The organism is Pseudomonas sp. PDM03, assembly GCF_014852385.1.
Taxonomy (GTDB): Bacteria; Pseudomonadota; Gammaproteobacteria; order Pseudomonadales; family Pseudomonadaceae; genus Aquipseudomonas; species Aquipseudomonas migulae.
On sequence record NZ_JACVBM010000001.1, the window covers coordinates 866,785 to 886,694 of the forward strand.

Consider the following 19,910-nt stretch of genomic DNA (forward strand, 5'->3'; position numbering starts at 1 on the left):
CGGCGCTTAACGGATCCTTCCTACGCTAAATATCGAAACGTCTGACTGTGCTATTCCGGCGATCCACGCAAAGTCCGGTGTCTTGAAATAGGCACAAGGAAATGTGGATGTTCAGCGCCGTCAAACCCGTCATTTTCAGACTCGATATTGAAGGTTTCCCCCACGACCTTCAGGTCGTCGAGTTCCGTGCCAAGGAAGCACTTAACCGGCCTTACGAAGTCAAGCTGGAGCTGGTCAGCGAGCGCCCCGACCTGGACCTCGATGCACTGTTGCATCGTTCGGCTTTTCTGCGCTTCGGTCCAGACGACGCGGGCCTTCACGGGCAGGTTTATCAAATCGCCCAAGGCGATAGCGGCAAACGCCTGACTCGCTATCAGATGACCTTGGTGCCCCGCCTCGCCTATCTCACTCACTGCCACAACCAGCGTATTTTTCAGCACCAGAGCGTGCCGAAAATCATCGAACAGGTGCTCAAAGAGCAGGGAATACAGCCCGATACCTGGCGTTTCCAACTGAGCGGCGAGTACCGGCCTCGGCTTTATTGTGTTCAGTACGAAACCGACCTGCATTTTCTTCAAAGGCTGTGTGAAGAGGAAGGTTTGCACTTCCACTTTCAGCACAGCGCCGAGGGGCATGTGCTGGTGTTCGGCGACGATCAAACCGGTTTTCCGAAACCAGAACGGTCAACCGCGTACAGGCAAGCCAGCGGCATGGTCGCCGAAGCGCCAGTCATCGACCAATTCAAGCTGCAACTGAATACCCGCCCGACCCACGTCAGCCGTCGTGATTACGACTTCGAGAAACCGAACCTGCAACTCGACAGCGTGTCTGAAAAACCGCTGGCCCCGCACCTTGAGGACTATGCCTTTCCAGGCCAGTTCCTCCATCGAGACCGTGGTAAACATCTGGCCAACCAGGCACTGGAACGTCACCGCGCCGACTACCAGCTTGCCAGCGGACGCAGCGACCAAAGTGCCCTGCGCAGTGGCCACTTTGTCGAGATGACCGAACACCCTCGCGCGCAATGGAACGGACTGTGGCTGTTGACGCAAGTCGAGCATGTCGGCTTACAGCCGCAGGTGCTTGAGGAGTCGATGCCTGACGCCAGCCCGGAGGATGGATTTCGTCAGGGTTACCGTAACGAATTTGTCGCCACGCCGTGGGAGGTGATTTTCCGACCGCCCCTTGATCACCCCAAGCCCCGGATGACGGGCAACCAGCACGCCGTCGTCACTGGACCGCCCGGTGAAGAGATTTATTGTGATCAGTACGGGCGGGTAAAAGTCCAGCTGCTCTGGGACCGCGACGGCCAGCGCAACGAACAATCGAGTTGCTGGTTGCGTGTCGCCACGGGCTGGGCCCATGACCGCTACGGCAGTGTGCAAATCCCGCGAGTCGGCATGGAAGTGCTGGTGGGTTTTACTGATGGCGATCCGGACAAGCCCGTCGTGGTTGCCTGCCTGCCCAACGCCGCGACACCGGTACCTCTGGATTTGCCCGCCGAGCACACCCGCAGCATTTTCCGTAGCCAAAGCAGTCCCGGCGGTGGTGGTTACAACGAGCTGCGCATCGAGGACAGAAAAGGCGCCGAGGAAATTGCCCTGCGCGCCCAGCGCGATTTCGTGCAGCACGTTCTGAACGATGAACGCCTTCAGGTCGACAACCAGCGCAGCGTGCTGGTCGGTGGCATCAGCAGCCACGAATTGCGCGGCGAAGAACGCCACTTGACCCAAGGCAACCGACTGACCGAACTCAGGCAGGATGATCACCTCGTGGTCCTTGGCTCGCAGCATGTTCGTGTCGCCAATCAACGACTCAGCGCTACGCAACAACTCCACTTCAGCGCCGTGCAACAAGTCGTGATCAATGGCGGGACGCACCTGGGGCTCGTGGGTGGCGGTCAATGGCTGGTGTTGGGGCCGGAAGGTATTTTCAGCAGCGTACCGATTCTGCAGGGCGGCTCACCGCCCATGAGCCTGCCGGCAGAGCCGCTGATGCCGGGCGCATTGCCCTTGCTGGAAGTGGCGTTTCACGTGGCGCAGCAACGCCGCGCCCTGGTTTCAACTCGTGCCTCGCGCTGCCTGATTTGCGAGGCCGCCCAAGCATGAAACTTTCGATTTCCCTGCCTGAAGACCTGCCCTGGAGCGAGCAGCAGGCGTTCCTGTTGCTGGACGGCACGACCTTCAGTGATTTGCCGCAGCGCTTGAAAACACTCAATCCCGCTGTCAGCACGATTGCGCTGTATGACAGTGCCCCCTTCACCGCACTGCGGGATATCTCACCGCTGCTGGTGGCCATTCCAGGTCCTGACGACCCGGTTTTTCAGTTCTATCTGCAACAGGCGCACGAAGAGTGGGGAGTGTTGTTGTTCAGCAGCCAGCCCGCACATGACGTCGCTCAACACTTACGCAAACTGCTGACCGTTGAGTTGCCCGAAGGCCTGCCGGTGGTTTTGCGCCTGGCCGATGCGGCCGTGGCACAGGCGCTGTTCGGCAGCGGCGATCAGCGTTTGTTCGGCCCGATTTCCTGCCTGGTGATGGCCGACAGCGTCGACGTCCATTGGCATCGTCATCACCCCTTGTTGAATGAATGCCCTGAGCTGCCGACGCCCTATCGCCTGAGCCCTGAACTGAATGCAGCACTGGAACATGTTGATCGGCGCCGGGCATTGCTCGAACTCGACGCCCATTTGCTCACGCACTTCCCTGCTCGCCACCGCGGCGAAACCGTCGCTCAACGCTGGCCATCGCTTGAACAACTGGAGGCGCAAGCCATCACCCTCGGCCTGAGTGGTCAATCCGAGCTTTTTTACTACGCCAACGTCATGGCCTGGCTGGACGGCTCGGCGCTCGAACAACATCCGCACATCGCCCAATTGCTTCACACGCCATCGCTGCAATCGCCCGGTGAGCGCGTCGCGCTGGCCGCAGATCTGGCCTGCCGCTTTGCCACTGAAGGGGAACGCTCATGACCCACCCTGCCAACCTTGCGGCGGCGGCCGCCTCGAAAACCGCCATCGGTTCCCCCGGTGCCTGCCCTCTGCGCAAAACCCAAGTGCAGTTGCTACCCCTGCGCTATGGCCTGGTGGAAAAGCCCCTCGACCCCGGCTCCGAACTGAAATTACCCTACGCCCTGACGGCCCGTCCGTTGGGTATTCGTATGCTGCGCGATGGCTGGTTGTATGTGATCGACAGCGTGACCGGTGAACTCCACGAATATCAGGTGCACAACGGCTTGATCAGCGCCCTCCTGCACAAGGGAAAAACGGTCGGCAGCGATCAGCGCACGCCCATTGAGGAACGTCCGGCGCTGATCTTTTCAAGACGCAGCACCCTGTATGTGAACTTTGCCGAAGTGCAATGGACGGCGACCAAATGCGCGCAAGTGCTCGACAGCCGCGAGGAACGCGAGCACTTCATGCAAGTCGTCGATCTGGGTCCGGTGGATTGCGACACCGGTGGTGAGCACTTGCTCACGGTCGACCAAGGCAGACAGTGGCTGGCGGAACTTGCGAACGTGCCGACCACACAGGCGCACACCGACGCCGTGACGCTGCCGACAGTGAAGGTCAGCGATGCCCCCGAGCACGAGCGTGAACCCTATTTGTGGGAGCAGCCACGGCGCTTTCGCGAGGCGCATATCGGTGAGTTTCTGGGCCAGGTGCGCGGACCTTATCAGGACGACACGCTGTTCCTCGTGGTGAATGACGACCTCGGTGTGCTGCGCGACCTGGCCGAGTACCAGGACACTGTCGTCGGTTGGGTCAACGACTGGATCAATGCCGATAACAACGAACGCGATTACCTGTTGGCCTGTTACATCGAATCCCTGAGCCAGCTCAGTGCCGAGGACATCAGTGCCCTGGGCAAGGCCGACACCCACCCGAAGGTCAAGGCACTGTTCGACGATCTGGAACAGCTGCCGGAGCCGGATCGCGAACGCACTCGCCAGGCCTTGCTCGACTACCTGAACAAGGGTGGCAACGTTGAACCGCTGGACGTACCGGCACCGCCGGAACTGGAGTCATTGCGCAATCAAGCCGTCGATGGCGCTCGTGAGCTGAACCGGTTCGACAGCCTCACGCCGGACTTCACGGCCGAAGAGCGCGCCATTGCAGCCGCCGATCGGCGCTTTTACACACGCAAACATTTCGCCGGCGCGCCCGACGCTTTCGTCGACCGTCACCTGCACACGCTGATTCACCTCGGCCAGGACCACCACCGACGTGTCAGTGAGGGGCTCGACGGCTCTTGGCTCAGCGGTAAACGCGGGATCAATGACTTGATCGACCGCCCGGCCATGGACGCGGCGCTGGATCGGCATCGCGACGACCTCAGCCGCTGGAACCGGATGCTCGATCGTCTCACCGCCGACCGCACAGGGCTGGTGGCGGCCGGTCACTTCCATCGTTCGGCCTGGTATTACGACGCTCAGGATCAACAGCAACTGCATCAGGCCTTCACCGCCGAATACGCCTGCCTCAAGGACATCTGCCGCAGCGACCACGCCAGCGCCATCCTGCTCGGTTATCTGGAGGAACACCCGGAACTGACCCGACCGCTGTTCCATACCTTGCCGCTGCGCCTGCAATCGGAAAAGGCCGCGCAATACACCAACGTGTTCAATGCCGTGATGGGGTGGTTCAACAACCTGCCGCTCTGGCTGGCCGAGCTGAACAAGATCGAACGACCGCACCTGCCGGCGCTCGACGACTTGCCGGAACACACCCGCACTGTCGCTGACGCAGCCCGGCAGAGCCTCAGCCCCGCGCTGAACCTGGGCCTGAGCCAGGTGCTGGAGGGGTTCGATCTGACGGGCGAGAAAATCCCCGACCTCGACGAGCTGTTCCGCAAACTGCCCAAGGCGCTATCGGGACGGATCCTCGACGCCGCAAGAACTACCGGCGTGACCTTCACCGTCGCCAGCCCGGCGGAACACGCGGCGTTGCAAACCCAGCTCAAGGAACTGCTCAGGGAACGCGACTATCTGCAAGTACTGACCCGCGAACGCAACCAGATCAACCACAACAAGAATCGCCAGGGGCACAAGACGCCACGGGCGATGGAGCTGCAGGACGAGATCCTGCGCGTGCGTCGGCAGTTGACGTTGCTGGAAGGACGATTGGCCGGCGCGTTGAGCCCGATTGCGGAACTGCCGGATCAGTCGGTGCGGTTGCATGGCGCGACACAGGCTCGGGCGGGAATGACGGTGGTGTTTCCACCGGCGCAGCAGATGGAGGTGCGGAGTTTGCTGAAGGATATTCGCCTGGGGGTTCAAGGCGTGCCGAATGGAGAGTTGATTCGAAGTGAGGGGATGGGGTTGTTGGTGTTTTTGGTGCAGGGGGTGAATTTGGTTTCGGTGGTGAGAGAGCTGACCAACCAATCCAAGAACAAGCGCGTCTGGATGCCCTTAGCCAGTGCGCTGGCAGCTACTGGTGCGGCGGGATTCACTGCGGCGCAGAGTCTGGCGCAAACCGCGCTAAAGGCGCAGAGCGCAGATCTCGTCGCAGGACTTCAGCTTCATGCCTTGCAGAATGTGCATGTGCAAGTGGGGAAAATGCATGTTGGCTTAGGCCTTTTTACGTACGGTTTTGGTCTTGTTGCTTCACTGTCCAGCTTCAATTCCCAGCAGCATAAATGGCAGCAGGCGATACGTACCGGAGATCGCGCTGAACAGAGTAGTGCCGCGCTTGCCACAGTGGGCGCAGGCGGCATGACGGGCATTAATGCTTATGGTTTAAGCCACACGACCCACGCTACCTTCAAAGTACTGACAGCAAGGGGGGCAGAAGCCCGAACGACTGCCTGGGCCGCCGCGGGCACTCGACTGTCCACGGTGTTCTTCCGCGTCAACCTGGCCGGCGCCCTGTTCACCGTATTGGAACTGGTCGGCACCTGGCTGTACAACCGCTACAACCTCAGCGCCCACGACAAATGGCTGAAAACCACACCATGGAGTCTGGATGCCGACAAGCGAGGCGACCATACCCTGGACGAATATCAACGCTATCTGGGTTATTTGCTCAACGCGCCATATGCGCAACTGGGCCCGAACGAGCATGACTCGTGGCTGAAAAACCTGCTGCTGAAAGCCAACCCCAGAGACATTCATCTGGTCCTGCCAAGGCACAAGCTCAGTGACTTTCAGCCACCGTTGAGTGGTCAACCGGCTCATCGCCTGGGGATCGGTGCACAGCGCATTTCCGTTCCCCTGCACAGCCGAGATGTGTCGCAAGAACGCAAGTCGATCATCAGCACTGAAGTGGTGAACAGTCTGCGCATCGCGCAAGCAGCCCCGGATCGGCTGGTGCTGTGCCTGCACTGTCCATTGGACACTGGCGCCGAATTTACCCCGGCGTCCGAAACACTGGAGCTGGCCGTCTGTATACAGACCTTGAACGCCAAGGGGGAGTGGGAATCGCAGATTGACGTTATTCACCTCAACCCGCGCGGTCAGGGCCATTTCCCTTCGTTACCCCGTCAATCCGTCACCGAGCATCCCCCGCTGTTGCTGGTTGAACCCCACCTGCTGGAGCTGGCTGACCATGCCCACCAAGATTGATGTATCTCCAACACCCTCGCACCTTGAGCCCTCCCGCAACGCCGGTGATGTCGAGCCGTTTCCGAGTGGGAGAATCACTTATCTCGCGCCGCTGCCATTGCCAACACCGCTGCCGCCGTTGGGGCCTCACATCGGGGAACTCAATGAGGTGTACATGGATTTCGGGCTGGGATCGCCGCAGATATTTTCATGGCAAGCCATATTAGGTGGGCCATTCAGTGTTGCTTTCTCGGTTGCGTTCCTGTTTCCACTCATAGGCGGTTTCATGTTTTTTTTGTTCGGGATGGGTTGGGACGATATATCTCACGCCATACAAGGAGTCTTCCATGCGTCCTACCCGCTAGCCGCACAGGGCGGTTTTCTCATGTTACTCATCGGCCTCGCCGTCTGGCTCTACAACCACAAAAAACGCCTCACCATCATCCCCACCCGCTTCAACCGCCAACGCCGCGAAGTCTGCTTCATGCCCGAAAACGCCACCGAACCCGTCTTCGTCCCCTGGGAATCCCTCTCCGCTTGGGTCATCGAAGCCCAAGGCGTCACCCAGTACGGCGTCCGTCGTCAATACGGCATGGGCATCGGTTTCCAGCATGGCGAAATCCTCACCAGCGTCGAATTCCCCTGCGCCGGCCTGCCCATCGCCATCAGCTACTGGGAAGCGATTCGCGGCTACATGGAGTACGAGGTCAACGACCTCAAATCCATTCAGGACCCGCTAGACCTGCAAGGCCCCGACGACCCGCCCCGCGAAGGCCTGCACACCTTCCACAACGCCCGCGCACGCATGCACGAGCAAATCCGTGACGGTTCCCGCAATCGAGTATCAGGTTTTTTCTGGTACCTGTACCACGTCATGACCTTGTGGACGATTCCCAACCACTTGGTCGAATGGGAAGTACGCCGCCTGCAGAAAATCGGCCCGCAGGCCATGCCCGACGCCATGCGCCAATGGTCCGAGCCGCTGCCGAAAGAACAATGGGCGAAACCCAGCGAAGAACTCGTGCGGATGAGCGCCCAGGTTCGCGCCTTGCACAAACGCCAGCCACGCCGACCGATCACCGAGATCTTTGCCGAGGTGCAGCGATTGAATCCGACGGACAAACGTAGAGCATGAAGTGTTTTGGCCGAGTGTATATGAACGCAAACGGCGAGTGGACTTCCCAAACCCACGCCGTTCGCGTTCCCCACCCCGAGGCAAGGCTCGTTTTTTATATTAGTGGAACGATACTGCTCGTTAGTCGGCTTATCCAAACACTGATCAAAGTCGGCGACAAGTAGAACCGGCGCGTTATTGAAATAGAAGGCCTGCACTTAGTTTTCAGTTTATGGTGCAACGACTTTTTTGGTTACCCGATCAAGAAGCTCGACTGGCTCCTGTCCCGGGAGAGGCTTGCCCGCCGGGGCCTCACTTTCAAGGGTATTGCGGGACGCACGAGACTGGCGCGCGTTGGGCGGGACTGCGTCGGGCAGTGGAGATACAGCGCGTAGTATCTGCGTCAACTCACCCATAGTTTCGCCATAGAATGCGCCAGACCCGCCCCTTATATACTGATTCATTCCGGCTCGTGTAGCGTTAAAGCAGCCATGATCAAACTCAATATCCCCTTTCCCTGCACTTACTTTGCACTCCCTGAGTTTCGCCTGTCGTGCAGTGCGATTACCCTCATACCAATGAATTGTTTTGAGGTTCTCAGGAGTACCCCTTGCAGCAGCCAAGTGTTTTTCTTTTTCAAGATCACTTCGCCTCCTACTTAGCGTTATAGATGCAGTTCGTGCATTCTCACACCACGTGTAATTCGGCACAGGGCTGTACTTTGTTAAATAGCTACATTCCCCTAGGGTTCGATATATTTCTGTTGGATTATCCATAAACCAACTAACAGTAGGCGCTTTGTCGTCTCCGCACCCGACCAATGTAAAAGAGAAAATCACTACAACAGAAAATTTTGCACTCGCCCCTATAAGTTTTGACAAGTGTAATGACTTCGTTTCTCTGGATTTTTTCATGGCGATATTCGCTCTTAAAAATGGCGACTTTGGCAAGCTGGCTCATTTAAAAATGCAGGGGTATTCAATTTTTTATGTAGGTCATTTCCGAATTTTTCTGCTTCCATAAGTTGGGAGAATCATTCACATCCCCCGTCCATTGCTTGGAGCAAATTTGATCGCGAAGGCATTTTTCGGAGGCAAGGTAAGTATTTGCCAGTAAACTCCCCCCCCTTTAGCCGCCTTCAATTCCCACGCGGCCATCACCTTATTTCCTACGGAGCTCGCCTTGCGTCTGTTTCACACCTCCGACTGGCACCTTGGGCAGAACCTGCACGGCCAGGAACGCGATTTCGAGCACGGCTGTTTCCTCGATTGGCTGCTGCATCAACTGAAACTGGACCAGCCCGATGTGCTGTTGATCGCCGGCGATATCTTCGACACGGTCAATCCACCGGTCAAAGCCCAGGAACGCCTCTACGATTTCATCGTCAGCGCCCACGAACAGCAGCCGAAGCTGACCATCGTGATGATCGCCGGCAATCATGACTCCGGCTCGCGCATCGAATTGCCTGCACCGTTGATGCGCCGTTTGCGCACGCATGCGCTGGGTCGTGTGTTGTGGCTGGATGACGGCCAACTCGACGCCGAGCGTCTACTGCTGCCACTGCCGGACGCCAAGGGCAAAACCGTCGCCTGGTGCCTGGCGTTGCCATTTTTGCGACCTGCCGAAGTGACCGGCGCGCACCTGGGCGACAACTACTTGCGCGGGATCGGTCAGGTTCACGAATGGCTGATCGAAGCCGCCAACGCCAAGCGCAAGAAAGGTCAGGCGCTGATTGCCATCAGTCATGCGCACATGGCCGGCGGTTCGGTGTCCGAAGATTCCGAGCGCAGCCTGATCATCGGTAACGCCGAAGCCCTGCCCGCCAGTCTCTTCGGCCCGAGCATCAGCTACGTTGCCCTTGGCCACTTGCACAAACCACAGAAGGTCAACGGTGAAGAGCGCATTCGCTACAGCGGCTCGCCGATTCCATTGTCGTTCTCCGAAATCGGTTATCAGCATCAGATTCTCGACGTCCAGCTCGACGGTGAAACCCTGATCAGCGTCGAACCGAAACTGATTCCCCGCGCCGTCAACCTGCAACGTATCGGCCCGGCACCTCTGGCTGACATCCTGCTGCAACTGGGCGACCTGCCGAACATCGACTTGCTCGCCGACATTCAGCGTCAGCCGTGGCTGGAAGTGCGGGTGCGCCTCGACGAGCCACAACCGGACTTGCGCCATCAGGTCGAAACCGCGCTGCAAGGCAAAGCCGTGCGCCTGGTGCGCATCGCCGCTGAGTACGCCGGCAACGGCAGCCGTGATGGCCTCGATGACGGTGCGACCCTGGTTGAACTGGACCAGCTCACGCCTCAGGAATTGTTCAGCCGCGCCTGGCAGGACAACTACGGCAGCGAGGTCGATGAGCAAACGCTGAAGGACTTCGCCGAGCTGTTGCAAGACGTGCAAATGGAGAGCGAACAGCCATGAAAATTCTCGCGATCCGTCTGAAAAACCTCGCCTCCCTGGCCGGGCCGTTTGAAATCGACTTCACCGCCGAACCGTTGGCCAGTGCCGGCTTGTTCGCCATCACAGGGCCGACCGGTGCAGGTAAAAGCACCTTGCTCGATGCCTTGTGCCTGGCGCTGTTCGGCGCCGTACCTCGGCTGAGCAACGCGCAAGTGTCGGCCAAAGCGCCGGACGCCGACGGCGAGATCAGCACCGGCGACCCGCGCACATTGCTGCGTCGCGGTACGGGTGAAGGCTATGCCGAAGTGGATTTCGTCGGCATCGATGGCCGTCGCTACCGCGCGCGCTGGGAAGCCAATCGCGCCCGGGAAAAGGCCGGCGGCAAGCTGCAACACAGCCGTCAGAGCTTGCGCGACATCGATCTGGATCAACTGCTGGCCAGTCAGAAGGTTGAATTCAAGGTCCAGCTCGAAGCTGTCCTGGGCTTGAACTTCGAGCAATTCACCCGTGCCGTGTTGCTGGCCCAGAGCGAATTCAGTGCGTTCCTCAAGGCCAACGACAACGAACGCAGCGAACTGCTGGAAAAACTCACCGACACCGCGCTCTACACGCGTCTCGGCCGTCGCGCCTTCGACAAGGCCAAAGAGGCCCGTGAAGCGCACAAGCTGTTGCAGGATCAGGCCACCGGCGTCACGCCGCTGTCGACCGAAGCCCGCGCAGAACTGGATGAACGCTTCAACGAAGCACAGCAGCAATTGAAGACTCAACAGGCGCAACTTAAACAGTTGGAGTTGCAACACACCTGGCTGAAAGAGCTGCGCCAATTGCAGGACGAGCAGCTCAGCGCCACCGAGCAACTGACCAGCGCCCGGCAGGATTGGGAAAACCTGGCCAGCGACCGCTTGAAGCTGACTCGACTGGAACAACTGGCACCACAACGGCACCAGTTCGCCCGCAAGACCGAACTGACCGCCCAGCTCACGCCCCTGGCCGCGCAAATCCAGCAGCACACCGGGCAAGAACAGGATCTGCAAACCCGTCAGACGCAACTCGAACACAGTCTCAGCGCAGCGCAAACCGCGCTGATCGAGGCACAAAGCCAACACACCTCAAGCGCGCCACTGCTGCGCCAGGCCTTTGAAGCGCAAAGCACCCTCGCCCGCCTGATCAAGGACACCGGCCTCAGCGCCGACCTCAAGCAGCAAGCGGAACGGGCCTGCTCCGAAGGCCAACAGACGATTCAAGGTTTGCTTGAGCAACAGAACCGGGTTGCCGAGCGTCTGCAACGGATTGCCGCCGAGCTTGAGCAAAGCACCCATCTGGCGCCGCTCAGCGATGCCTGGAACGCCTACCGCGACCGCTTGCAACAATTGATGCTGATCGGCAATCGATTGAACAAGGGACAGGCGGAACTGGCCTCTCTGGAGCAGAACGCCACCCATGCCGCCGAGGAATTGGCGGCGCAAAAACAGAATCTGGAAGTGCTCTACAAAGAGGCCGGCGCCGAGCCTGATGCGGTGGCCGAACAGATCCAGCTGCTGGGCACTCTGTTGCAGGACAACCGCAAGCAACTGCGCGCCATTGAAGAGCTGACGCGACTGTGGACTGGCCAGCAGGAACTGGACAAGCGCATCGCCGAATTGCAGCAACGTCAAACCGTTGCCCAGCAGGAGCGCGACCGCCTGACCCAGGACGGGGTGAAAACCAAAAACGAATTGACCGTGGCCGAACAGACCCTGACGGTGACCCGCGAACTGCTGGAACGTCAGCGTCTGGCACGCAGCGCCAGTGTCGAAGAACTGCGCGAGCAACTACAGGATGATCAGCCCTGCCCGGTCTGCGGCAGCCCGGACCATCCTTATCATCAGCCCGAAGCGCTGCTGCAAAGCCTCGGCCGCCATGATGAAAGCGAACAGGCCAACGCGCAAAAAGCGGTGGATTCGCTCAAGGAAAAACTCACCGACCTGCGTACCGAAGTCGGCGGCGTGATTGCGCAACAGAAGGAATTGCTGCAACAGCAGGAACAACTGCTCGCTCAGCAGCAAAGCCTGGCCCCGAGCCTCGATGCGCACCCGTTATCCGCGCAGCTTTTCACACAGGACAGCGCCAAACGCGATGCCTGGTTGAACCAGCAAAACAGCCAGTTGAACCAAAGCATCACGCAGGACGAACAGCGCCAGACCGCCCTGCTCACCCTGCAGCAGGACGCCACGCGCCTGCAACAGCAACTGCGCAACGCCGAAACCGCGAGTCAGCAGGCGACCCAGCATCTGGCCAACCAGCAACGCGAGTTGAGCAATGACCGTCAGCGCCTGGACGAAGAGCTGATCGCCTTCAGCACCCTGCTCCCGGCCGACACACTGGACGCCTTGCGCAACGAACCGGCTGCGACCTTCATGCAGCTCGACCGGCAGATCGCCCAGCGCCTGGAGCAACTCGACCAGCAACGCGATGAACTGAGCGAACAGCTACAACGCCAGCAGACGCTGGAGAAGGAACAGGATCGTCAACTGACCCGCGTCCAGCAGCTGGAAACAGCTCAGCGCCAGTTCACCACGCTCACCGAGCAGCAACAGGCTTGCCAGCAGCAACTGACGCAACTGCTCGGCTCCCACAGCAGCGCCGAACACTGGCAACAGCAACTGGATCAAGCCGTCGAACAGGCGCGCAATGCCCAAGCGACAGTCAGTCAGGAACTGCAATCGGTGCGCACGCGCCTGGTGCAACTGGCAGCGGAACTGAAAGCGCAGCAAGACCGTCTGCTCGCCCTTGAAAGCGAAGATCGTGAACTGGGCCTGAAGATTGCCGACTGGCGCGCCTTGCATCCGGAACTGGATGACGGCGGCCTTGAGCAGTTGCTGAGCGTCGACGACCAACAGGTCAGCGAATTGCGTCAACGGTTGCAGCACAACGAAAAAGCCATCGAACAAGCCAAGGTGTTGTTGCAGGAACGCGATAAGCGTCTGGCCAGTCATCAGGCGCAGCACAACGGTAATCTCGATGCCGCGCAACTGGCCACCGCCCTGTCCGAGCTGCAAAACCAGTTTGCCGCCAGCGAGCACCGTTGCGCCGAACTGCGCGCCGAACAGGCCGAGGACCAGCGCCGGCAGAACGCCAATCAGGCTCTGGCACAACAGATCGCCGACGCTTACAGCGAGTATCAGCGCTGGGCACGCTTGAATGCCTTGATCGGCTCTGCGACCGGCGACACCTTCCGCAAGATCGCCCAGGCCTACAACCTCGACCTGCTGGTGCATCACGCCAACGTGCAGTTGCGGCAACTGGTGCGGCGCTATCGCCTCAAACGCGGCGGCAGCATGCTGGGCTTGCTGGTGATGGACACCGAGATGGGCGACGAGCTGCGCTCGGTGCATTCGCTGTCCGGCGGCGAGACGTTCCTGGTGTCGCTGGCCCTGGCATTGGGCCTGGCTTCGATGGCGTCGAGCACGCTGAAAATCGAATCGCTGTTCATCGACGAAGGCTTCGGCAGCCTCGATCCGGAATCCCTGCAACTGGCGATGGACGCCCTCGATGGCTTGCAGGCTCAGGGCCGCAAGGTCGCAGTGATTTCCCACGTCCAGGAAATGCACGAACGGATTCCGGTGCAGATCCAGGTCCACCGTCAGGGCAACGGCCTGAGTACCCTGGAGGTGAAATGACCACGCTGTACTCCTTCCGCCGCTGCCCGTACGCCATGCGGGCGCGGATGGCCCTGCGTTACTCGGACGTTGCCGTGAACATCGTCGAGGTCAGCCTGAAGGCCAAGCCTGCCGAGATGCTCGCACTGTCGAGCAAAGGCACGGTGCCGGTGCTGAGCGTCGACGGCCAGGTCATCGATGAAAGTCTGGCGATCATGCACTGGGCATTGGCGCAGAACGATCCGCAGGATTGGTTACTCAAGGATGATCCTGCGGGGCAAGCGCAGATCGCGGCGCTGATCGAAGAGAACGATCAGGTGTTCAAGGTGCACCTGAATCGCTACAAGTACGCCGAGCGTTATCCCGAGCAGCCAATGGCGTTTTATCGCAGCGAGGGTGAGGTGTTCTTGCGCAGGCTGGACGCGTTGCTGGAGGGCCGCGATTACTTGCTGGCGGTGCATCCGAGCCTGGCGGATGTGGCGTTGATGCCGTTCGTTCGGCAGTTCGCCCATGTCGATCGCGAGTGGTTCGGGCAGACGCCTTACGTGCGGTTGCAGGCGTGGTTGCAGCGATTCCTGGAATCGGACCTGTTCACATCAATCATGAAGAAATGATCCCCCTGTAGGAGCGAGGCTTGCCCGCGAAGGGGTCATCAAGTCTGCCAAAAGCTTCGCGGGCAAGCCTCGCTCCTACAGGGGGCGGTGGCGTATCAGGCGAACACTTCACACATCTGCAGCACCGAGCAATCGACCTGGAACGGCCCGAAGAAATCGCCTTGGCGTTTGATCGGTGGATTACCGGCCAGCAGGCCCATGGCCTTTTCGGTTTCGATGCTGCGAGCGAGGTTGTGATTGGCTTCGATAGCGCGAGCCACGGAACCTGCCGAGGCTTGTCCGATGCCCAACAGTGATGAGCCGTTGGTCATGAACGCCAGGAAGGCGATGACCCAGAGTTTGCCCCCTTTCATGCCCCTGTCACTCCCGCCACGTCTGCGTGATCGATCACGGCGTTTTGTGCGCGGTGCTCGAACTGAATGGCGGGATAAGCGACCTGAATCGGTGCGTCGATTTCGTGTTGCGATTGCGCGGTAATGCTGACAACCAACACCAGCGCCACGTAAAGACCGATGGCCAGGTAGGCGCCGTGTTTGGCAGAAGTGAGGATTGCGCTGGCCATGGTGTTCTCCGTGGGCATGTTTCAGTGCCCACAGAATCGATCAAAAAAGCTGTGATAACCACTCAGGGTTATCCATAGTCACCATCAGCTTCGTTGATCATTAAGCCAGTCTATTTCAGCCTTCGATAAAACTCATCATGCGCTCTCGGGCAGCGTCAGGCTCGCCAGGAACGGGCGTTGCGGCAGATAAAATAGGGGTTGAATAGAGGAATAGAAGTACCACGGCCAGACGCATCGCCATGCTGTCGATCCTTTTTATAGTAGAAGGAGTCAATAAATCAGCGTCAAATTTAAACTCATGGCCATGTGATATCAAGCGCAGCATTAATAGCAATATGATGCTGTCGTAAACGCGTTATGCAGGAGCGACATCACTCAGGCTTTCTCGAAGCTTTTCAGCTTGATCCGCGCAAGTGACTTCGCTCCTGCATAAAGGGTGCAGGGCTTGGCTTTCAGGCTTGGGTTTTGTGATCCAGCGCTGCGTAGAAGTTGGCGCTCTGTTGCAGGTATTTCTGGGTGTAGCTCTGGGCGTGGGATTTTTTGTCGCTGATTTCAACGTTGGCGCTGGCTGGCAGAGCAACGGTGGCAGAGATGGCGGATGCGGCGATGACAGAGAAGAGATTGAAGTTCATGGCGGTATTCCTCGGATTCAGTTGGCTTGCTTGCCCGGTGGGGCCGTGAAGCAAACTTAACTGCCGAGGCTGACGCCTTGAAATCTTTTGTAGCAGTAGCAGATATCAGCGTCATTAATAGAAGGATGCAGGCCCCATCAACCGGGGCCTGCGGCCTATTGACGCACCAGGAATTTCAGATCGCTCGGGGCATCCATCGGCAGTTTCTGCACGGTTTTACCCAGCAGACCGCTCTTGGCATCGCGTTCGAGGACGACAATCTGGTTGCTTTTCTGATTGGCGATCAGCACGAACCTGCCACTCGGATCGAGGCTGAACTCGCGCGGGTGATCCCCTTCCACCGAACGGCGTTGCAGCTCTTTGAGGTGGCCGGTCGCCGGGTCAATGGCAAACACCAGCAACTGATTGGCAGTGCCACGGTTGCTGACGTAGAGGAACTTGCCATCCTTTGATGCATGCAACGCTGCGGCGGCTTTGTCCGAAGTCGGTTGCCCGGCCGCCAGATCGACCATTTGCGTTTGCTCAAGCGTGCCGTCGCGGTAATCGAACACCGCGACCTGCGCGCTCATTTCCATGGTCAGCCACGCGTGTTTGCCATCGGCACTGAACAGCAAATGCCTTGGTCCGCTGCCGGGCGGCAACTGGACCGACGCGGGTGTGGCCGCAATCAACGGCAAGTCCGGGTTGGCCTTCGGATCGAAGCGATAGACAAAGATCTTGTCCGCGCCCAAATCATTGGAGAACACAAACTTGCCATCCGGCGAGGACACCGTCGAATGCACATGCGCCGACATCTGCCGCTCGGGGTTGACCCGGCTGGACGGATGACTGCTCATTTGCACAACGGTTTTGAGCGTGCCATCGGCGCCCACCGGCAACACCGCCAGCGTGCCGCCCGGGTCTTCAGCCACCGAATAATTGCTGACGAACAGGTGGCTGGCATCGCCACTGAGGCTCGAATGGGTCGGCTCGTTGCCCAGGCTCTGGACCTGATTGATCAGGCGCAGCGCATGGGTTTTGGCGTCGATCGCATAACTGCTGACGCGCCCGACCGGGTCTTTTTGTCCCGGGCCGTTTTCGTTGACCACGAACAGGTGACGTTGATCGTTGGACAGGGTCAACCAGGACGGGTTTTCGCTGTTGACCACTTGCAACGGCTTGGCGTCGAGCTGCCCGGTGGCGCTGTCGAAACTCAGGCGATAAATGCCCTGGCTTTGCCCGGCGGTGTAGGAACCCACGAGCAATTGATAGTCGTCGGCGGATGCGGCCTGAACACCCATTGCGCCGATGCTGCCGGCGATCAACAGCGGCCAGAGATTACGCATCCTCTTGTTCGTCGTCTTCGTTGTCGCCACTGACAACGTCGCCGAGGCAGACCAGGCGGTGTTCGCCGCCGTTGTCCTTGATCAGCCAGCTCTGCAAAGTCGAATCGAAGGTTGCCGCTTGAACCTGAGCGGGGGTGAATTCCCAGTGTTTGGCCGCTCGACCGTCCATGCATTCGATGTGCAGATTGTCGTCGACATCAAGGGCGAATTCGAAGGCATGCAAGCCGTCGATTTCCACCATTCCGCAGTGTTCGAGGGCGTTGAGCAAGGTGTCGGTTGAGGCAGTCATGGCAGTCAATCTTTGAAGGGGAAAGACGCAATGATAGCGCAATGTGGAAGCCGCTCTGAGCCGACCACAAAACTCCTGCCCCCCACAGCCCCTGTAGGAGCAAGCTTGCTCGCGATGACGGTGGCACATTCAGTATCAATGCGACTGTCACACCGCTATCGCGAGCAAGCTTGCTCCTACAGGGGATCGCGTTCAGCCGTTAGAGCGCATCACGCGACGGCTGTCCATCCACCAACCGCTGAATACGCAGCGGGTTGCCGTTCTTCAACGCCTCCGGCAGCAGGCTGTCGGGGTAGTTCTGGAAGCACACCGGCCGCAGGAAGCGGTCAATCGCCAGCGTGCCCACCGAAGTGCCGCGCGCATCGGACGTCGCCGGGTACGGCCCGCCATGGACCATCGAATCGCAGACTTCCACACCGGTCGGATAGCCGTTGAGCAGGATTCGCCCGACCTTCTGTTCCAGCAACGCCGTCAATTCGCCGAACTGCTCGAAGTCTGCCGGTTCGCCAATGATCGTTGCCGTCAGTTGTCCGTGCAGGCCATTTAAAGCAGCGCTGAGTTGCGCCTGATCCGCCACCTCGACAAACACCGTGGTCGGGCCAAAGACCTCTTCCTGCAGCACTTCATCACCGTCGAGCAACAGACTGACATCGGCCTTGAACAACTGCGGCTGCGCCTGATTACCTTGCTGCGGATTACCCGCCAGGTGCGTCACGCCCGGGTGCGCGAGGAGTTTTTGCAGGCCTTGGCCATAACTGCTCAACGTCCCGGCATTGAGCATGGTTTGCGCGGGCTGATCGTTGATCAACCCCGCCACCTGCTGCACAAACGCACTGAACTGCGCCGAGCGAATGCCGATCACCAGGCCGGGGTTGGTGCAGAACTGGCCACAGCCTTGCACCACCGAAGCGGTCAGGTCACGGGCCACGCTTTCAGCGCGAACGGCCAGGGCCTGGGGCAAGACGATCACTGGGTTGATGCTCGACATCTCGGCAAACACCGGGATCGGTTGTGTACGCGCAGCGGCCATGTCGCACAACGCCCGTCCACCCTTGAGCGAACCGGTGAAACCGACTGCCTGAATCGCCGGGTGCTTGACCAGCGCTTCGCCGACCCCGCCACCGTAGATCATGTTGAACACACCGACCGGCATGCCGGTTTTTTCCGCAGCGCGCAGGATTGCATCAGCGACCTGCTCGGCCGTGGCCATGTGACCGCTGTGCGCCTTGAACACCACCGGGCAACCGGCGGCCAGGGCGGAAGCGGTGTCGCCGCCGGCGGTGGAAAACGCCAACGGGAAATTGCTGGCGCCAAACACGGCGACCGGGCCGAGGCCGATGCGGTACTGACGCAGGTCGGGACGCGGCAACGGCTTGCGCTCCGGCAGGGCCAGATCAATCCGGGCGCCATAGAAATCACCGCGCCGCAGCACTTTGGCGAACAGGCGCATCTGGCCGCTGGTGCGACCGCGCTCGCCTTGAATGCGGGCGGCAGGCAGCGCGGTTTCGCGGCAGACCACGGCGACAAATTCATCGCCCAACGCGTCCAGCTCATCGGCAATGGCATCGAGGAATTGCGCGCGGCGCTCGGCGCTCAGGCTGCGATAAGCGGGGTACGCGGCAGCGGCAGCCTTGGCGGCGGCATCGACTTCTTCCGGCGTGGCCTGATAGAAGTCGTGAGGTAACGCCTCGCCGGTACTGGCGTCGACGCTCTGGAGTTTGACGCTGCCGCAGGCACTGCGCTGGCCGCCAATATAGTTGTGACCAAGAATCATAGGTTGCTCCTTAAAGAATGCCGATGGTGCCGGGCTCGAAAGCCGCTTCAACCAGTGCGATACCGTTGATCAACGGCGCACCGAACTCGGCCTGACTGATCTCGAACACATCCCCCGGCCGGGTGCGAATGCCGTCGGCAAAGGACAGAGTCGCGGTTCCGAAGAAGTGAATGTGCACGTCCCCCGGGCGCAGGAACTGGCTGTATTTGAAATGGTGGTATTCGAGGTTTTCCAGGCTGTGGCACATGTTGGCCTCGCCGGTGAGAAACTCGTTCTGCCACAGCACTTCGCCGTCGCGCAAAATGCGGCTGGTGCCCGCCAGATGCTCCGGCAGCTCACCGACCCGAAGCTCCGGCCCGTAACTGCAACTGCGCAGTTTGGAATGCGCCAGATAGAGGTAGTTCTTGCGCTCCATGACGTGATCGGAAAACTCGTTACCCACCGCATAACCGAGGCGATACGGCTTGCCATCGTGACCGATGACGTAAAGACCGCTGAGCTCGGGCTCCTCTCCGGCGTCTTCGGCAAACGGCGGCAGCGGGAACGGTTGACCGGGGCGAACGACGATGCTGCCGTCACCTTTGTAGAACCATTCCGGTTGCACACCGGCCTGCCCCGCTGCCGGTTTGCCGCCCTCCACGCCCCACTTGAAGATGCGCAGGGTGTCGGTCATCGTTGCTTCGTCGCCGGCCTGCTGATGCATCTTGTCCCGCGCCGAAGCACTCCCCAAATGGGTCAGGCCGGTGCCGCTGACGAGCATGTGTGCTGGGTCCGGATGGTCCAGCGGCGGCAGGATGCGCAGTTTCGCCAGCAGATCTGCATAGTCGTGGCTGATACCCACGCCCAGGGCGTTCACTTGCTGCTCAAGGCTGACTCCCGCCTCGATCGCCGCCAACGCCAGATCGCGCACCGTGCGCGCGTCCTGCACCTCGCGGACCAGACCGTCCTCGACCACGCCAACCCGGCGCTCGCCGTTAAACAATTCGAATTGAACCAAACGCATGAATTTTCTCCTG

The 19,910-nt window shown here is 59.7% G+C and carries 15 protein-coding genes; 7 read left to right on the forward strand and 8 right to left on the reverse strand.

Going from position 1 to position 19,910, the window contains the following annotated elements; translation table 11 throughout:
- Positions 1-107: 107 nt before the first annotated feature.
- From IB254_RS03955 to IB254_RS03985, 7 genes are all read left to right on the forward strand, one after another.
- Positions 108-2,108: a type VI secretion system tip protein VgrG gene (locus IB254_RS03955; protein ID WP_192416483.1), complete on the forward strand. Its 2,001-nt coding sequence runs from the start codon at positions 108-110 to the stop codon at positions 2,106-2,108.
- Positions 2,105-2,971: a DUF4123 domain-containing protein gene (locus tag IB254_RS03960; protein ID WP_192416484.1), complete on the forward strand. Its 867-nt coding sequence runs from the start codon at positions 2,105-2,107 to the stop codon at positions 2,969-2,971. Before IB254_RS03955 ends, IB254_RS03960 begins: the two co-directional genes overlap by 4 nt.
- Positions 2,968-6,561, forward strand: coding sequence for a toxin VasX (locus tag IB254_RS03965; RefSeq protein ID WP_192416485.1), 3,594 nt, complete (start codon positions 2,968-2,970; stop codon positions 6,559-6,561). Before IB254_RS03960 ends, IB254_RS03965 begins: the two co-directional genes overlap by 4 nt.
- Before the next feature lie 364 nt (positions 6,562-6,925).
- A complete protein-coding gene (locus IB254_RS03970; RefSeq protein ID WP_225602236.1) occupies positions 6,926-7,675 on the forward strand; it encodes a hypothetical protein in 750 nt (249 codons plus the stop codon).
- Positions 7,676-8,836: 1,161 nt separating this feature from the next.
- A complete protein-coding gene (locus IB254_RS03975) occupies positions 8,837-10,081 on the forward strand; it encodes an exonuclease SbcCD subunit D C-terminal domain-containing protein (protein ID WP_192416487.1) in 1,245 nt (414 codons plus the stop codon).
- Positions 10,078-13,719, forward strand: coding sequence for an SbcC/MukB-like Walker B domain-containing protein (locus IB254_RS03980; protein ID WP_192416488.1), 3,642 nt, complete (start codon positions 10,078-10,080; stop codon positions 13,717-13,719). Before IB254_RS03975 ends, IB254_RS03980 begins: the two co-directional genes overlap by 4 nt.
- Positions 13,716-14,312, forward strand: coding sequence for a glutathione S-transferase (locus IB254_RS03985; RefSeq protein ID WP_192416489.1), 597 nt, complete (start codon positions 13,716-13,718; stop codon positions 14,310-14,312). The genes IB254_RS03980 and IB254_RS03985 overlap by 4 nt, the downstream gene beginning before the upstream one ends.
- 95 nt (positions 14,313-14,407) lie before the next feature.
- Here IB254_RS03985 and IB254_RS03990 read toward each other — a convergent pair whose 3' ends face one another.
- From IB254_RS03990 to araD1, 8 genes are all read right to left on the reverse strand, one after another.
- Positions 14,408-14,665, reverse strand: a complete 258-nt coding sequence (locus IB254_RS03990) for a hypothetical protein (protein ID WP_008030107.1) — start codon at positions 14,663-14,665, stop codon at positions 14,408-14,410.
- Positions 14,662-14,874 carry a hypothetical protein gene (locus IB254_RS03995; RefSeq protein ID WP_008030105.1) on the reverse strand — a complete coding sequence of 71 codons (213 nt, stop codon included), beginning with the start codon at positions 14,872-14,874 and terminating at the stop codon, positions 14,662-14,664. Before IB254_RS03995 ends, IB254_RS03990 begins: the two co-directional genes overlap by 4 nt.
- A gap of 115 nt (positions 14,875-14,989) precedes the next feature.
- A complete protein-coding gene (locus tag IB254_RS29640) occupies positions 14,990-15,115 on the reverse strand; it encodes a hypothetical protein (RefSeq protein WP_008030104.1) in 126 nt (41 codons plus the stop codon).
- 211 nt (positions 15,116-15,326) lie between these two features.
- Positions 15,327-15,506, reverse strand: coding sequence for a hypothetical protein (locus tag IB254_RS04000; protein WP_008030101.1), 180 nt, complete (start codon positions 15,504-15,506; stop codon positions 15,327-15,329).
- A 155-nt stretch (positions 15,507-15,661) separates the two neighbouring features.
- Positions 15,662-16,831, reverse strand: coding sequence for a lactonase family protein (locus IB254_RS04005; RefSeq protein WP_192416490.1), 1,170 nt, complete (start codon positions 16,829-16,831; stop codon positions 15,662-15,664).
- Positions 16,824-17,120 (reverse strand): DUF5629 family protein, encoded by a 297-nt coding sequence (locus tag IB254_RS04010; RefSeq protein WP_192416491.1) that lies wholly within the window; start codon positions 17,118-17,120, stop codon positions 16,824-16,826. Before IB254_RS04010 ends, IB254_RS04005 begins: the two co-directional genes overlap by 8 nt.
- 199 nt (positions 17,121-17,319) lie before the next feature.
- Entirely contained in the window at positions 17,320-18,894 is a 1,575-nt protein-coding gene (locus IB254_RS04015) for an aldehyde dehydrogenase (NADP(+)) (RefSeq protein WP_192416492.1), read from the reverse strand.
- Positions 18,895-18,904: 10 nt separating this feature from the next.
- Complete coding sequence (araD1, locus tag IB254_RS04020; protein ID WP_192416493.1) at positions 18,905-19,897, reverse strand: AraD1 family protein; 993 nt, start codon at positions 19,895-19,897, stop codon at positions 18,905-18,907.
- Positions 19,898-19,910: the final 13 nt, after the last annotated feature.

Excerpts from the sequence above, each read along its gene's own strand:
- IB254_RS04010 (WP_192416491.1), bottom strand. The coding sequence starts at position 17,120 with ATGACTGCCTCAACCGACACCTTGCTCAACGCCCTCGAACACTGCGGA.
- IB254_RS03990 (WP_008030107.1), bottom strand. The coding sequence starts at position 14,665 with ATGAAAGGGGGCAAACTCTGGGTCATCGCCTTCCTGGCGTTCATGACC.
- araD1 (WP_192416493.1), bottom strand. The coding sequence starts at position 19,897 with ATGCGTTTGGTTCAATTCGAATTGTTTAACGGCGAGCGCCGGGTTGGC.
- IB254_RS03980 (WP_192416488.1), top strand. The coding sequence starts at position 10,078 with ATGAAAATTCTCGCGATCCGTCTGAAAAACCTCGCCTCCCTGGCCGGG.
- IB254_RS03995 (WP_008030105.1), bottom strand. The coding sequence starts at position 14,874 with ATGGCCAGCGCAATCCTCACTTCTGCCAAACACGGCGCCTACCTGGCC.
- IB254_RS03965 (WP_192416485.1), top strand. The coding sequence starts at position 2,968 with ATGACCCACCCTGCCAACCTTGCGGCGGCGGCCGCCTCGAAAACCGCC.
- IB254_RS04000 (WP_008030101.1), bottom strand. The coding sequence starts at position 15,506 with ATGAACTTCAATCTCTTCTCTGTCATCGCCGCATCCGCCATCTCTGCC.
- IB254_RS03970 (WP_225602236.1), top strand. The coding sequence starts at position 6,926 with ATGTTACTCATCGGCCTCGCCGTCTGGCTCTACAACCACAAAAAACGC.
- IB254_RS04015 (WP_192416492.1), bottom strand. The coding sequence starts at position 18,894 with ATGATTCTTGGTCACAACTATATTGGCGGCCAGCGCAGTGCCTGCGGC.
- IB254_RS03985 (WP_192416489.1), top strand. The coding sequence starts at position 13,716 with ATGACCACGCTGTACTCCTTCCGCCGCTGCCCGTACGCCATGCGGGCG.
- IB254_RS04005 (WP_192416490.1), bottom strand. The coding sequence starts at position 16,831 with ATGCGTAATCTCTGGCCGCTGTTGATCGCCGGCAGCATCGGCGCAATG.
- IB254_RS29640 (WP_008030104.1), bottom strand. The coding sequence starts at position 15,115 with ATGGCGATGCGTCTGGCCGTGGTACTTCTATTCCTCTATTCAACCCCT.
- IB254_RS03955 (WP_192416483.1), top strand. The coding sequence starts at position 108 with ATGTTCAGCGCCGTCAAACCCGTCATTTTCAGACTCGATATTGAAGGT.
- IB254_RS03960 (WP_192416484.1), top strand. The coding sequence starts at position 2,105 with ATGAAACTTTCGATTTCCCTGCCTGAAGACCTGCCCTGGAGCGAGCAG.